Annotated in this window: 10 protein-coding genes; 9 read left to right on the forward strand and 1 reads right to left on the reverse strand. The window is 46.0% G+C overall.

Translation table 11 applies throughout. The annotated features are described in order from the left end of the window. Positions 1-10: 10 nt before the first annotated feature. The 6 genes from MKZ12_RS14830 (at position 11) to MKZ12_RS14855 (ending at position 10049) form a co-directional block, all read left to right on the forward strand. A complete protein-coding gene (locus MKZ12_RS14830) occupies positions 11-1714 on the forward strand; it encodes an RICIN domain-containing protein (RefSeq protein WP_339261176.1) in 1704 nt (567 codons plus the stop codon). A 293-nt stretch (positions 1715-2007) separates the two neighbouring features. After that, a complete protein-coding gene (locus MKZ12_RS14835; RefSeq protein ID WP_339261178.1) occupies positions 2008-4377 on the forward strand; it encodes a helix-turn-helix domain-containing protein in 2370 nt (789 codons plus the stop codon). Positions 4378-4652: 275 nt separating this feature from the next. Further along, positions 4653-5507 carry an ABC transporter permease subunit gene (locus tag MKZ12_RS14840; RefSeq protein ID WP_339243069.1) on the forward strand — a complete coding sequence of 285 codons (855 nt, stop codon included), beginning with the start codon at positions 4653-4655 and terminating at the stop codon, positions 5505-5507. Between the two features lie 27 nt (positions 5508-5534). Continuing rightward, positions 5535-6464, forward strand: a complete 930-nt coding sequence (locus tag MKZ12_RS14845; protein WP_253435665.1) for a carbohydrate ABC transporter permease — start codon at positions 5535-5537, stop codon at positions 6462-6464. 34 nt (positions 6465-6498) lie between these two features. Continuing rightward, positions 6499-8139: an ABC transporter substrate-binding protein gene (locus MKZ12_RS14850; protein ID WP_339261180.1), complete on the forward strand. Its 1641-nt coding sequence runs from the start codon at positions 6499-6501 to the stop codon at positions 8137-8139. A 17-nt stretch (positions 8140-8156) separates the two neighbouring features. Beyond that, positions 8157-10049 carry a beta-L-arabinofuranosidase domain-containing protein gene (locus MKZ12_RS14855; protein ID WP_339261182.1) on the forward strand — a complete coding sequence of 631 codons (1893 nt, stop codon included), beginning with the start codon at positions 8157-8159 and terminating at the stop codon, positions 10047-10049. Between the two features lie 299 nt (positions 10050-10348). Here MKZ12_RS14855 and MKZ12_RS14860 read toward each other — a convergent pair whose 3' ends face one another. Beyond that, positions 10349-11491, reverse strand: coding sequence for a glycosyl hydrolase family 8 (locus MKZ12_RS14860; RefSeq protein WP_339261183.1), 1143 nt, complete (start codon positions 11489-11491; stop codon positions 10349-10351). Positions 11492-11782: 291 nt separating this feature from the next. On the opposite strand from MKZ12_RS14860, the gene MKZ12_RS14865 reads away from it, so the two are divergent. From MKZ12_RS14865 to MKZ12_RS14875, 3 genes are all read left to right on the forward strand, one after another. Next, complete coding sequence (locus MKZ12_RS14865) at positions 11783-13066, forward strand: SGNH/GDSL hydrolase family protein (protein ID WP_339261185.1); 1284 nt, start codon at positions 11783-11785, stop codon at positions 13064-13066. Positions 13067-13106: 40 nt separating this feature from the next. Continuing rightward, positions 13107-13880 (forward strand): alpha/beta hydrolase-fold protein, encoded by a 774-nt coding sequence (locus MKZ12_RS14870; RefSeq protein ID WP_339261187.1) that lies wholly within the window; start codon positions 13107-13109, stop codon positions 13878-13880. Positions 13881-13953: 73 nt separating this feature from the next. After that, positions 13954-14589, forward strand: coding sequence for a glycoside hydrolase family 11 protein (locus tag MKZ12_RS14875; RefSeq protein WP_339242701.1), 636 nt, complete (start codon positions 13954-13956; stop codon positions 14587-14589). Positions 14590-14713 lie beyond the last annotated feature (124 nt).

Genomic DNA, 14713 nt, shown 5'->3' on the forward strand with positions numbered 1-14713 from the left:
AGGAATTATAGTGAAGAAGATTTTGACATCTTTCAAACTTTTAATCATTCTTGCTTTATTGATCACCATTGTTCCATGGGGAGGTAACCGAGCCGAGGCATGGGTGGGCATGCCGATGGGTAAGCTTCACGTTAACGGCAAAAACCTGGTGAACAGCAACAATCAGCCTGTGCTTCTGAACGGTTGGCATCAACCTTCAGGCGCCTACTGGACATATCAGGATAGCAATTATTACCTCAATCTACACGGTAATAACCGTCATGCAGCTACTCTGGCTTATCTGAAGGACATTACCGATACATTTGCGGATACCAGCCCGAAATACGGAAGCAATCATGGCTGGAATATGAATCAGGTACGTCTGTTTATCGACCGTCAGGATATGGGAGATGTGGCTGCTGGTACATATAACTTTGCCGGTGTGCAGACCGTTACGCAAAATGTCATTATTCCGTATATCCAATATGCCAAGAGCAAAGGCGTATATGTGGTCCTGGGACTCGACTTCACATTAAAGGATGATCAGGCAACAACACCTGCCAACCTGCAAAAATTCAATGAAATCTGGGGTTATCTCGCTTCACGCCCGGAGATCAAAAGTGCAGACAACGTTCACTTCGAACTGATCAACGAACCTGTGAAATCCTATGCCAATGGACATTGGGGTGGATACAACGGGGAAAATGACTTTGTGGATCACTGGAATGACCTGCGTAATTTCCAAAATTCCATGATTTCAACAATTCGCAGCAAAGGTGCGGACAATGTCATCTGGGCGGCAGGTCTGGGATACAACCAATTTTACAGCTTAACGGCAAGTCATCCATTGACTGACCCGCTCAACAACTATGGATATGCGGTTCACTGGTACCCTGGTTATGGCGCATATGACAATTTCTCAATCCTGCAAGACCAGTGGAATACCAACGTGAAGGCAGCCGCTGACAAATATCCAATTAACATTACCGAGGTGACCTGGTTCAAAAACAAACCTGGCGATTCTGCTTATTGGAACCTGTTCAATGGCAGCAATGAAGGTTTCGGTACCAATACCAAAACGATCTTCAACGCAGCAGGTAACGTCAGCATTGCAGCACATATGAACGGATTCATTCTAAGTGAAGGACCACGAAGCTCTTTTGCTGATCCAACGGCCGGCCTGAAGTGGGACGGGGATGCTTCACGGAGTGCCATGGGACGATTCCTGTTTAACTGGTACCATGAACGTGCCCAGACTTACCCGGGCAGTGGATCAGGTGGACCAACAACAGGGCTGGTATCCGGTGCAACCTACAAAATTGTAGCCCGGCATTCTAACAAGGTTATTGATGTTCCGGGTGGTCTAAACGAAAACAATCTTCAACTCCAGCAGTGGAGCGATCTGGGTGGCAACCCTCAGAAGTGGGTTCTGACCTCGATCGGCAGCGGCAACTATACACTGACAAGTGTGAACTCACCAGACAAAGTCATCGACATTCGCAACGGTACCAACACCAATGGGGAAGTGGTCCAGCTCATGAGCAACCTGAACACAACCGCTCAGCATTTCAAAGTGAATGACCTTGGCAACGGATACTGGAGTATCATCAACGTGAACAGCAACAAAGCGATTGAAGTCGCCAACGCTTCCACGTCGGATGGTGCCAAATTGCAGCAGAACACCTACACGGGTGCAACAAATCAACAATGGAAATTTGTTGCCGTCAGCAATTAAAAAAACAAAACGTTAAACAGAACCTTCTCAAGCCATTCCTGGTCTTGGGGAGGTTCTTTTGCGTTTATTTTAATACTTTGGCATGCAGGCCGTGCGAAGGTAAGTTGCAACTATAGTTGTGCACCAAATAGCAGAGAGACATTTATTTTCATGCAAGCATTGTACGCTGTAGTACGAAAATGTACCATAAGAAAGAAGTTGTACCTTCACTAAGAAGAAATGCCCGGTGTATCATGGAACAGCTACCTAATCAAAGAGAAATGTAAGCGCTTGATAAAAAAGGGGGGGTACATATGCAGCTCCTATGGTCCAAATTTTCACCCGTGTTCCGCCGTTTCCTCATTTCCTATCTTGTCATTCTGATGATTCCTCAAATTGCGGGATATGCCTCTTATCGCGCCTCCATTGAAGCGGCCCGCTCCAGCTCTATTGAGAACAGCTACAAGTCGCTGAGTCTCGGCAAAGAGATTATTGAGCGAAATCTTCTTCAAGTCGAAGCCTTTACCAGACAGCTTGCCGTCAATCCGGATTTGCAAAATTTAATTGCTGGTCCGAAGCCGCATGATCTCTACAATGTATATGGTATGAACCGCATGCAGCGCAGTCTCTCCATGTACAGCAGCACCAATGAATACTTGTCCCATTTCTTCATTCACATTCCAAACTACAATGCCATTATCACACCAAGAACCGTATATTATCGTCCAGAACATTATTATGCTGCCAATCAGCTGGACGGTATGTCGTTTGAACAGTGGTATGACCAAATTTTGAAACAGCCGCACTTTAACGAGATCATACCGCTTCGAAACTATAAACGTGAAATTGTCGGTACCGTGCTTGCAGATGTTCCGGCCATCACATTTCTGCAATCTCTTCCTCTGAACAGCTTCAACAAACCGCAAGCGACGATTGGTGTCATGATTGATCAGGATAAGATGGCGAGCCTGACTCAAAATATTGTGGATCAATATGGCGGCTGGACTCTCGTCACCGATGCAGAAGGACAGATCATTTTCTCGCTAGGCATTGGCCAGGCCGAGGCTGAGCAAGTGGCACAAAGTCAGCGGATCGAAGGTAAAGCTGCCGAAACGGAGCAGAATGCGAAGAATGTACAGAATGTGCAGAGCGTTCAGCCTGGAAGTGATGATCGACTGTTGATATCGATTCAATCCAGTCAAAATGGATGGAATTACATGGCAGGCATTCCCGAGAAAGCACTCATGACCAAAGCGGACCAGATTAAACAAGTCACACTGGCCTTTACTTTGGCAACGATTGCCCTGGGATTGCTGTTCGGGTTGGTTCTGGCTTATCGGAATAGTGCCCCCGTGTACAAACTGTTGGCCACTTTCCGGGAACACATCACCGATTCTCCCGGCAGACGGGGGAATGAATATGATTTCTTGGCAAGCCATATTAACAATCTGATTGCAAATAATGACTCGCTTACAAATGCCATGAATGAGCAGATTCCATTATTGAGAGACGGTTTTATCAAACGGTTGTTAACCGGGGAATTCTATACCTCCACGGAGCTTGAAGTCATCTCATCACAGGCACACATTTCACTTCATAGCAGCAAGGGCTTAGCAGGTTTGGTGAGAGTAAACGGCTATGCTAATCCGGACAGTGAAGAGACGATTCATGAACTGGGCGTCGCGAGGCTTCTCGTCAAGCAGGTACTTACAGAGTGGAATGCCCAAGTACTGATTACGGATTGGGGAACGGACCAGATTGCTTTTGCTTGCCCATTGGATGCAAATCCACTGAATGAAGCGATGCGAAGATGTGAACAAGAGCTGAATACTTTAATGAAAGTGATCTACAGGGAACATCGGATATCTACAACAATTGGTACAGGTGCAGCGTATGAGGTCTGGAATGATGCAGGTCGCTCATTTGACGAAGCCAAACAAGCCCTGGATTATGGCATTCATATGGGAACAGATCATTTGGTGAGATTTGAAGATACGATGAAGGAAAATGAAATGTTCTATTATCCGATTGAGTCCGAACAGCGCCTGCTGAACACAATCAAAGCCGGGGAGCCAGAAGAGGCGATACGTATTCTGGAGCAATTATTTCTTCGCAATCTGGAGGAGCGGGAACTGTCCTACGAGATGACGCAGCAGTTCATCATGGAGTTGAAAGGGACCTTCCTGAAGCTGGACGAGCCAAAATTCAAGCTGGATGCCTCCCTGCTGGAGGAATATAAAAATCGGGTGACCTCTATTCAGATGACCGAAACGATCGCTGTGCTGCGTGGAAAGTTTAAGCAACTGACAGAAGACATTTGCGGTGACTTCCAGACTAGAAGAGCAGGGGCACATGCGGATACGATGATCGAAATGATTGAATTTATTCAACAAAGTTATGCGGATGCAAACTTGACGATCTATCGAATTGCCGAGTACATGAGCAAGTCGGAGAAGTATATATCCCAACTGTTCAAAGAACATACGGGAGAAAATCTATCTGATTACGTAGAACATGTGCGCATTGAAGCGGCTTCCAACCTGTTGCAGTCCACTGGTCGCACCATTGACGAGATAGCCGAGGCTACCGGGTATAACAGTGCGCATTCATTCCGACGAGCGTTCAAGCGGGTACGCGGCATTTCGCCAAGCGTGTTTCGGAAAATGGATGGTCATAGCGGTTAATGTAGGCTGTTTACAGGGATATATATTCGTATTATGTACGTTTTCAGTGTAACTGTACCTTTACGCCTCCCCAGAGAAAATCTTATGATTACCCCGAAAGTAAGCGCTACCAATTGTGATGAAGCTCATTATGAATGGGAGCCTTGAATGGGGGGATGATTCTGAGAACAACAATGACAAGTGAATCGAAGTCCGTAGAAAAGACAAGTAAATTGTCTGCCTTGCAGCGAGCATTATCCAGAAGCTGGAGGCGACATTGGCAGCTGTATCTGTTAATCCTGCCACCAATTGCTTACTTTATTATTTTCAAGTATGTACCGATGGTGAATGCGGTGCTGGCGTTTAAAGATTACAACGTCATCAAGGGAATCTGGGGCAGTCCATGGGCCGGAACCAAGTATTTTGAATTGCTTTTTCAAAATCCGGCATTCATCACACTCATCAAGAACACGCTTTACATTTCGTTTTACAGCCTGATTGTCGGTTTCCCGATTCCTATATTACTGGCACTCGCGCTGAATGAAATCAAAAACATACGATTCAAAAAAATCGTGCAAATGGTGACGTATGCTCCATATTTCATCTCTACCGTTGTAATGGTCTCCATCATTATGCTCTTTCTGTCTCCTCGGTTGGGTATTGTCAATACAATCGCAGGTGCTCTTGGTTTTGAAGCGGTGAATTTTCTCGGAGAGCCCGGACTGTTTCGTTCCATCTACGTATTCTCCGATGTGTGGCAGGGAATGGGATACTCCGCTGTCATATATCTGGCCGCTCTCGCGGGTGTTGATCCATCCCTGTACGAAGCCGCCAAAGTGGACGGAGCCAACCGAATGCAGAAAATCATTAATGTTGATCTGCCTGGACTGCTTCCGGCAGCCGTCATCATTCTGATTCTGAGTGTAGGCAACATCATGGCTGTCGGATTCGAAAAAATATATTTGCTGCAAAATCCGCTCAACCTGTCTGCCTCGGAAATCATCTCCACGTATGTCTATAAAATAGGGTTGCTGAATGCCAATTACAGCTTCGCTACTGCGGTTGGCTTGTTCAACTCGGTAATTAACCTGGTTTTGCTATTAATCGTAAACGCGGTCGCCAAGCGACTGTCCAACACAAGCTTATGGTAACGGGAGCGAAAGGAGGAGCACTAATTCATGTCTAACACACAAACAGATACCGGTCGTTCCCGAATCAGGAGCAGCAGTACAATCCGCGAATCTTGGGGAGATCGCGTATTTATAACGGTTGTTTATTTCATGCTGACGGTGGTGCTGATCGCCGTGTTGTATCCCTTGATATACATTGTGAGTTCTTCGCTTAGCAGCCCTGCTGCCGTCTCCTCAGGAAAAGTCTGGTTGTGGCCCATTGACCTGACATTCGATGGTTACAAGTCTGTATTACGCAATGATCAAGTCCTTACGGGGTATGCCAATTCCCTTTTCTACACAGCCTGCGGTACGTTGATCAGCGTGGCTCTGACCATCATGATTGCGTATCCGTTATCCAAAAAGACATTTGTTGGTCGCAGCTCACTAATGATGTTTATCACCTTCACCATGCTGTTCTCTGGGGGCTTGATTCCTACCTACCTGGTGGTCAAAACGATGGGGCTGATTGATACCCGCTGGGCACTGCTAATACCCAATGCTATCTGGGTCTGGCAAGTCATCATTGCACGTACGTTTTTCCAGAATTCAATACCGGAAGAGCTGTCCGAAGCAGCAGACATCGATGGGTGCAGTGACATCCGTTTTATCTTCAGTGTCATCCTGCCGCTCGCCAAACCAATCATTGCCGTGTTGTCGCTTATGTACGCAGTCGGTCAATGGAATGCATACTTCGACGCTCTCATTTATTTGAAATCACAATCGCTCTACCCGCTACAGCTGATATTGCGCAGCATTCTTATTCTGAACAGCAGTACGGGAAATATGGACGCTTCAGAAATGATCAAACAGCAACAGATGGCTGAACTCATGAAATACTCATTAATTGTCATGGCCAGCCTGCCGGTTCTGATTATCTATCCTTTTGTACAACGATATTTCGTGCAAGGCATGTTGATTGGTTCTGTCAAAGGATAGGTTCATTTTATTATTCATAAGGGAGAGGATTGTATTGAAAAAAGCGGGTTTCATCATTCTTGCCTGTATGCTATTTACCTCGTTGGTTCTTGCCGGATGTTCCAGTTCTGAAAAGGGGAACGGAGAAGGCGGCGATTCGTCAGGCAAGACAGCCATTAATGTGTTTGCACACCAAGGCTCGGACACCAATCTGTCCACCAATAAATTCACGAAGAAAATGGAAGAGAAATTTGATATCCAATTCAACTGGACCACGGTTCCATTCGATGGTGCAGCCGAGAAAAGACAGATTTCACTGGCTTCCGGCGATTATCCGGACTTGTATCTGTTAATACCGTGGGTAGATCGGTTCTCCCAGACAGACTTGTTGAAGTTTGGCCAACAGGGGGTAATATTACCGCTGAATGATCTGATTGAGAAACATGCCCCGAATATTAAAAAAGTGCTTGAAAGCAATGACTATTATCGGGCCATGAATACCGCTCCAGATGGAAATATCTATGGTCTGACAGGTTTGAATGAATGTTTTCACTGTTCATACCCGAACAAGATGTGGGTCAACACCAAATGGATGGAACAATTAGGTTTGACCGAGCCTGCAACGACAGAAGAGTTTAAGGAAATGCTTCGGGCATTTAAAACCAAAGATCCAAACGGAAATGGTAAGGCAGATGAAGTGCCCCTAAGTGGTTCTACCGAGAATTTTGGGGTGCACATTATCCCTTATTTAATGAACGGTTTTATCTATGACGATGATCGGAATTATCTCATCGTTAACCAAGGGAAAGTGGAGACCGTTGCGAATAAGCCGGAGTGGAAAGAAGGACTTGCGTATATCAAATCCCTGTATGATGAAGGGCTGATCGATCCGGGGGCCTTTACGCAGAACGTGGGTGCTTTCAAAAAGATCGGTGATAATGCCGATGCACAGCTTCTCGGTGCAGGAGCAGCGATGCATCCATCGTTATTTGTAACCACTGCCGAAGGTTCACCTTACGGAAATGATTACAATCCCATCCCTCCACTGAAGGGACCGAATGCAACCTATGCTACGTATAACTATCCAATCGATCCCGGAGCGTCTTTTGTACTGACGAACAAGGCCAGCGAGGAAACACAGATTGCAGCCATTAAGCTGCTGGATTATTTCTACACCCAAGAAGGGACCATGGCATCTTATCTGGGAGAAGAGGGCACAAGCTGGCGTAAACCACAGGAAGGCGAAGTGGCGCTCAATGATCAGATAGAGCCGCTCTACAAAGCCATTCCGCTTCCTTCCGGAGAAGAACCTCGCAATGACAGCTGGGCAGCATTGAGTCAGTACAATCATCACCGTGCCTATCGTGACGCCGAAGTACAGGGCAAGGACATCTACGCCAATGACGGTTATGAACGGCGACTGTATGAGGCTACATTATTGATGGAAGGAAAAGAGCCAACGGACGTTTTCCCTCACTGGGCACTCTGGGTTGACCCGTCTCTGGCGGATGAAACAAGCATGATGCAGACTAATCTTAAAGACTATATCGATCAAAATGCGCTGCAATTCATTACGGGAGCGAAAAGTCTCGATAAGGATTGGGAAGATTATGTGAAAGGACTGGAGGGACTGAACATCAATCGTTATCTGGAAATCATGCAGTCTTCCTATGATGCTTCTTCTATTTCCAAATAGTTGAGGTGTCCCATTGCATGCATCAGGTGGAACAAATCAGATATACATTGAAACGAGGTGTCCCTTTGTTCACCAACTTTGGCCTGAATGAAGTCAGGTTGACAAAAGGAGATTTTGCACATCGGCAGCAGCTTGTGCAAACCTATTTGATGTCATTTCGTATCGAACGACTTATGCACACGTTCAGAATCAATGCAGGAAAACCATCGTGTGCAGAGCCTCTGAATGGATGGGAAGCCGAAGATTGCGGCCTAAGAGGACATTTTACAGGACATTATCTCTCGGCATGTGCCAAATTGGCTTTTGCCAATCAGCATCGGGAACTGACGTCGAAGGCCAACGAGATAGTGGATATCCTGGAATCCTGTGCACGTCCGAACGGATACTTAAGCGCCTTCGAGGAGGATCAGCTTGACCAGTTGGAAAGCGAGCATAGTCCAAAGGTCTGGGCACCGTACTATACCCTTCACAAAGTAATGCAAGGACTCATCGACTGTCATATATATCTGGGGAATATGAAGGCTTTGCAGCTTGGAGTGAATATGGCCCATTATATATCCGGACGGTTTGCAAAGCTCTCTTTTTGGCAAATCGATGGCATTCTCCGCTGCACAAGGCTGAATCCGGCGAATGAGTTCGGAGGAATGGGAGATGCCCTTTACTCACTCCATGAACTTACCGGAGATGCGAAAATACTGGAGCTTGCACATTTGTTCGACAGAGACTATTTTATAGATCCGCTTGTTAATGGTCAGGATATGCTTGCAGATCTGCACGCCAACACGCATCTTCCCATGATCATAGCAGCAATGCACCGTCATGAGATCACTGGCGAGAGCCAATACAGAGAGGCAGCAATACATTTCTACAAATTTTTGAAAGGAAGAACATTTGCCAATGGCAATAACAGTTCAAAGGCTTTCGCTCCTGTCCAAGGCGGAGTTTCCGAGAAATCGGAACATTGGGGCCATTTCGGAAGGTTGGAAGATGCACTGACAGGTGGAGAGAGTGAGAGCTGTTGTGCACACAACACCGAACGCATACTGGAGCGATTGCATTCATGGTCCGATGGAGTTGAATATCTGGAACATATGGAATTACTTAAATATAATGCCATATTGAATAGTGCCAGCAGTCAGACAGGGCTGTCTCAATACCACCAGCCAATGGGAAGCGGTGTAACCAAAAATTTCAGCAGTGCCTATGATTCCTTCTGGTGTTGTACGGGTTCCGGTATCGAGGCGATGAGCGAGCTGCAGAAAAACATCTGGTTCAGAAGCGGAAACAGATTGCTGTTAAATGCATTCATCTCGTCAACCGTAGAGTGGAGCGAGCACACCCGCATTGAGCAGTGCAGCAAATATCCCGATACGCTTGTGTCTACCCTGGTGATCAAGACGGTAAGACCCGTGATATTGGCATTGTACCTGAAAGAGAAGTCTGTCGCAGCGGTGAAAATCAACGCCAGTGCCCCAGATGTGCAACATAAGAATGGTTACATCGTCATTGAGCGAGAATTTCATGATCGGGATATCATCGAGATTGAGATTGATGCCAAGCTGCATCTGGTTCCACTGCAAGGTTCGGATAGCAAAGCCGCGATGATGTATGGTAACATTTTGCTGGCACAGCTGGGGGATTACAGAAGAGTGAAGGGAATGACGGCAGGCAATCTGCATGAGAAGATCGTCAGACTTCCCGGGGAGGAACTGGCATTCGTTGCAGAAAGTGAGCAAGGAGAAGTCCTGAACTTCATTCCACTGTTTCGGGTGGAAGAAACAAGATACAGCGTTTACCTGGATCTGGGGAATGACGCTTCTCCTGCTCGACCATTCTCCGTGGCCGAGACGGGGAGCGCAGCTTATGAGTACGAGACAACCAGCAACCATGAAGACGCATTTAATTCCTAAAGAGGCATGTCGTACAGAGAGAGAAATGATGATGATGTTGCCTATATTGGCACAAAAAAACGTTCCCGATTCGCAGCTATCAGATGCGAGCCGGGAACGTTTTTTTGTGTGATAAGTCTCATGAGAGGATCTACATATCATTGCATCAGCTCGGGACGATGCAGATGCTCAGATTTATCTTAGAATTCTTTTCAGCGCCAGAAGATCCGCTTTCCGAGGGCGATGGTCGCTGAATTTAGCCTGGCCTCAACCATTGTTCAACGTCCGCAGGACAGGTGCAATGGCACGGACACATCCGCTTAGTACATGCGATATCTTCCGCTTAGAGCCAGCATGCTGAAAAAATACAGGCAATTGTCGTAATAACGCCGTTCTCCCTGACGCAGAGGCGTGTTCCAAAATTTGCGAACAAATGAGGCAGCATGCGGACCATCTGCAGCCAGTGAAGCCATGGCATTGGTAGCCAGCAAACCAACAGGATGCAGTGAAGGTTCGTCAAAAGGCTCACCCTCAATGGTATAACGACGATAATCAGACATTTCAATATCACTAAAGAAGGACTGAATCCGATTGGATTGTTCGATCTGCCATGGATCCTTGCGGAACCATTCCCAGTCCAGCGCAATATTGGCAGCAGTACGATAGGCATCACTGTAAAAATGCCTGAAATCCCCATGTGGCTGTATTGGGGCAGGAGAGCCGTCAAAGTTCGCATATTCTGGTGAAAGTCCGGTGACGGGATGGCAGGCTGTATGTAGGTAAGACCGACTAGAGGTCGCCGCTTCTTTCCAAAAAGCCTGATCTTCTTCATCCGCATATTTCGCGAATAGTTCATAAAAATGAGGCAGATGGTAGGACGGATCGCTAAACGGTGTTTCCGGAATGAATTTGATCAGTTTTGTTTCCGGGTCCCACATGGGGTCACCTTCGCCGTTTTCACCTTGATGTATACAGGCACGAAGGATCTTGCGGGCTTGTGCCTTGTAATCATAAGGTTCAGTACCATCCCCCCAGCGGTTGGCGGCGAAAAACAGCGCCATGGCAAAAAACTCCTCGCCATCAGGAGCAGGTCCTTGCGAGAGCCGGGTACCGTCAGGCTTGCAATGCCAAGCGAAGTAATCTTTGTATTGACCCTCGGTATGCTGCATGAAGGTGTGGGAGAAATTCCAGAGTCGATCAAATTCGTCCTTCTTGTCCATCTGAACAGCCATCATCATGCCATAGGACATGCTCTCAGATCGAACATCGAGATTACCGGTATCTAGCAAATATCCCTTGTCCTCACCCATGGGATAATATATTCGAGTATTTTCATCGCCATAAAACAGCGCGTTCCATGTTTCATCCAATCTGGTCGTAATCTCATTCTGATCGTAGCCTAGCTTCAAAAACAGATTCGTATACATACCCGTATCCAACGCGCCTTGACCTGTGATATTCATGCGTTTCCTCCTTCATCAATGCGGTTTTTCAAAATTATAACATGGAAATAGTATACAAATTAAAGCGTTTACATGAAAAATTATAGGTGTTCTGATCCGCATGTTATTGTACTTAACTTAAAATGATATAGTGGTTGAAATCCTATACTTTGTCAGGTTGTTGTAAAATTATGTAAGCGATACACTTTGGGAGAAGGATCACACCTGATCTAATCATAATACAAGCTGTGGTCCTTTAAATTTGGTTTGAGGGATGATCAGAATCTAGCCGAAAGGATGTGATGGTGATTTATGCTCCGGGATTCAGAAGATGCAGGTGAAAACACGGAATTCACTGCACCGCGTGATCCAGTGGGAGTGACAGCTTCGTCAGTCAAGCCCGCAATTGACTTTGAATCACAAGGATATCGCGACATGATTGGCCGGTCTCTTCTGAACAAAGGGATTAATGTCAGATTAAAACGAGCCATTGAGAAGGCAAAAAACGGCGAACCTGTTGTTATTGCTTATATTGGAGGCTCCATTACCCAAGGTGCTGGTGCAATACCTATTCATCTTCAAAGTTACGCTTATCGGTCGTATGAATCGTTCAAGTTTATGTTTGCGATTTCAAAAGATAGTCCGATTCATCTGATTAAAGCAGGCGTAGGTGGAACTCCTTCGGAATTGGGGATTGTACGTTATGATCGTGATGTGTTACGTGGAGGTACGGTTCAGCCGGATATTGTCATAATCGAATTCGCAGTGAATGACGCAGATGATGAAACTCAAGGGAATTGTTACGAGAGTCTGGTGCTCAAAGCACTTGCTGCCGATAACAAGCCAGCAGTCATCTTGTTATTCAGTGTATTTGAAAATGACTGGAATCTGCAGGATCGTCTCGCCCCGGTTGGCTGGCATTATGATCTGCCAATGGTAAGTGTGAAAGATGCTGTCGTAGATCAGTTCAACATGACAATAGATGAGGGTAACATTATTTCCAAAAAGCAATTTTTCCATGATATATATCATCCGACCAACATAGGGCATCGGATTATGGCCGATTGTTTGGAATATTTGTTCGATGTGACGAATCATTCTGAATGGGATGAGCAAGATCATGATAATAAAAAAGCTCCGCTAATTGGAGATGATTTTGTTCATGTGAAGCTGTTGGATCGGAAAAACGGCAATAACATTGCCCTTATCGATGAAGGCTCTTTTTGCAAAACGGACACGGATCTGCAGATGGCTGAGATGGATGCTCATGAATATGGTACACCCCAGTTCCCCAACAACTGGATGCGTTCGGGAGAGGGAAGAGGGTCTCAGAGCAGCTTCAACATAAGCTTGCAGTGCAGACGCCTCATTCTGATCTTTAAGGATTCGGGTAGCGACGAATTCGGAACTGCAGATATCAGGGTAGATGGGGTATTGGTCCAAAAAGTCGATCCGCGTAAGATCAACTGGACCCATTGCCATGCATTACTTCTGCTTGACGAAGAACAAGTTAGGGAGCACTCCATCGAGATCGACATGGCAGAAGGTCATGAACATAAATGCTTCACCATTCTGGGTTTTGGCTATGTGGATTAATTAAGACGGATAGTCATTCATATGTTCGGAGGAAAAGAGAATGAAATTGATCTCATCAGCAGTAACGGGATATGACCAATATCGGGAGAATATACCACGTGGAGTCATGGAGATGATAGAGTACCCTTCCAGGGCGGTTGGCAATGCCCGTAAAGCGATGGTGTATACCCCACCAGAGTTTTCTTCGACAAGAATGTATCCTGTACTTTTTCTTTTGCATGGGATTGGTGGAGACGAAACCGAATGGCATACTCATGGTTCTCCCCAAATTATTCTTGATAATCTGTACAACGATAACTTGCTTGAGCCGATGGTTATTGTTTTCCCCAATGGTCGCGCAATGTCGAACGACCGGGCCGAAGGAGACTTGTTTGAACCTAAAAAAATCAAGGCATTTGAACGATTTGAATCCGATCTGCTTCACGATTTGATCCCTTACATGGAGTCCAACTATCCTGTGCATACAAGCCGGGATAAAAGGGCAATCGCTGGTTTATCCATGGGTGGAGGTCAAGCCTTAAATATCGGATTAAGCAATCTGGACCATTTTGCATGGATCGGTGCTTTCTCTGCAGCCCCAAACACCAGAAGTCCGGAGCTGCTTGTTCCCGATCTTTCGAAAGCGCCTTCATTACTCTCGCTGTTGTGGATCTCTTGTGGTGAGCAGGACAATCTTATAGAGATTAGTCTTGGAGTTCACCGATATCTGGCACAACACGGAGTACCTCACATTTGGCATGAGGAAAGTGGAGGACATGATTGGCCCGTATGGAAGAACGATCTGTATCTGTTTTCGCAACGACTTTTCAAGTGAAATCTGCTGAAGATCATTCATATCGGATTGTAGTGTCAACCAAATCTATTAAAATATCAGGAGGTATCATTTTATGTTCAAATTCGGTAAAAAATTAATGACTGTTGTTCTTGCAGCTTCCATGAGTTTTGGTGTATTCGCAGCAACATCCAGTGCTGCAACAGATTATTGGCAAAATTGGACAGATGGTGGAGGAACGGTCAACGCCGTGAATGGATCTGGCGGGAATTACAGCGTGAATTGGCAAAATACCGGGAACTTTGTTGTCGGGAAAGGGTGGACATATGGCACACCTAATCGGGTAGTCAATTACAATGCCGGTGTGTTCGCTCCTTCAGGTAATGGCTATCTCACCTTCTATGGATGGACTAGAAACGCTTTAATTGAATATTACGTGGTGGATAGCTGGGGAACGTATCGTCCGACCGGAACGTATAAGGGCACGGTGAACAGTGATGGTGGCACATATGACATCTATACGACGATGAGATACAATGCACCTTCCATTGATGGTACGCAGACTTTCCCTCAGTATTGGAGTGTTAGACAGTCCAAGAGACCGACTGGTGTCAATTCTACCATTACGTTCAGCAATCATGTGAATGCGTGGGCGAGCAAAGGGATGTACCTTGGAAATAGTTGGTCCTATCAGGTAATGGCTACAGAGGGTTATCAAAGCAGCGGAAGTGCAAACGTAACGGTTTGGTAAAAATGATGTAATGTAATTCAACGTCTGCACTTGCATTTGATTTCAATTTTCCGGAAGCGTTGAGGAACCGTTATTCAGCAGATTAACGGACCTCGACGTTGCCGGATTCAAGCTTAGCAAAGGA

Origin of the sequence: Paenibacillus sp. FSL R5-0713 (genome assembly GCF_037973325.1) — a bacterium.
GTDB lineage: Bacteria > Bacillota > Bacilli > Paenibacillales > Paenibacillaceae > Paenibacillus.

Excerpts from the sequence above, each read along its gene's own strand:
- MKZ12_RS14835 (WP_339261178.1), top strand. The coding sequence starts at position 2,008 with ATGCAGCTCCTATGGTCCAAATTTTCACCCGTGTTCCGCCGTTTCCTC.
- MKZ12_RS14845 (WP_253435665.1), top strand. The coding sequence starts at position 5,535 with ATGTCTAACACACAAACAGATACCGGTCGTTCCCGAATCAGGAGCAGC.
- MKZ12_RS14855 (WP_339261182.1), top strand. The coding sequence starts at position 8,157 with ATGCATCAGGTGGAACAAATCAGATATACATTGAAACGAGGTGTCCCT.
- MKZ12_RS14860 (WP_339261183.1), bottom strand. The coding sequence starts at position 11,491 with ATGAATATCACAGGTCAAGGCGCGTTGGATACGGGTATGTATACGAAT.
- MKZ12_RS14865 (WP_339261185.1), top strand. The coding sequence starts at position 11,783 with ATGCTCCGGGATTCAGAAGATGCAGGTGAAAACACGGAATTCACTGCA.
- MKZ12_RS14870 (WP_339261187.1), top strand. The coding sequence starts at position 13,107 with ATGAAATTGATCTCATCAGCAGTAACGGGATATGACCAATATCGGGAG.
- MKZ12_RS14875 (WP_339242701.1), top strand. The coding sequence starts at position 13,954 with ATGTTCAAATTCGGTAAAAAATTAATGACTGTTGTTCTTGCAGCTTCC.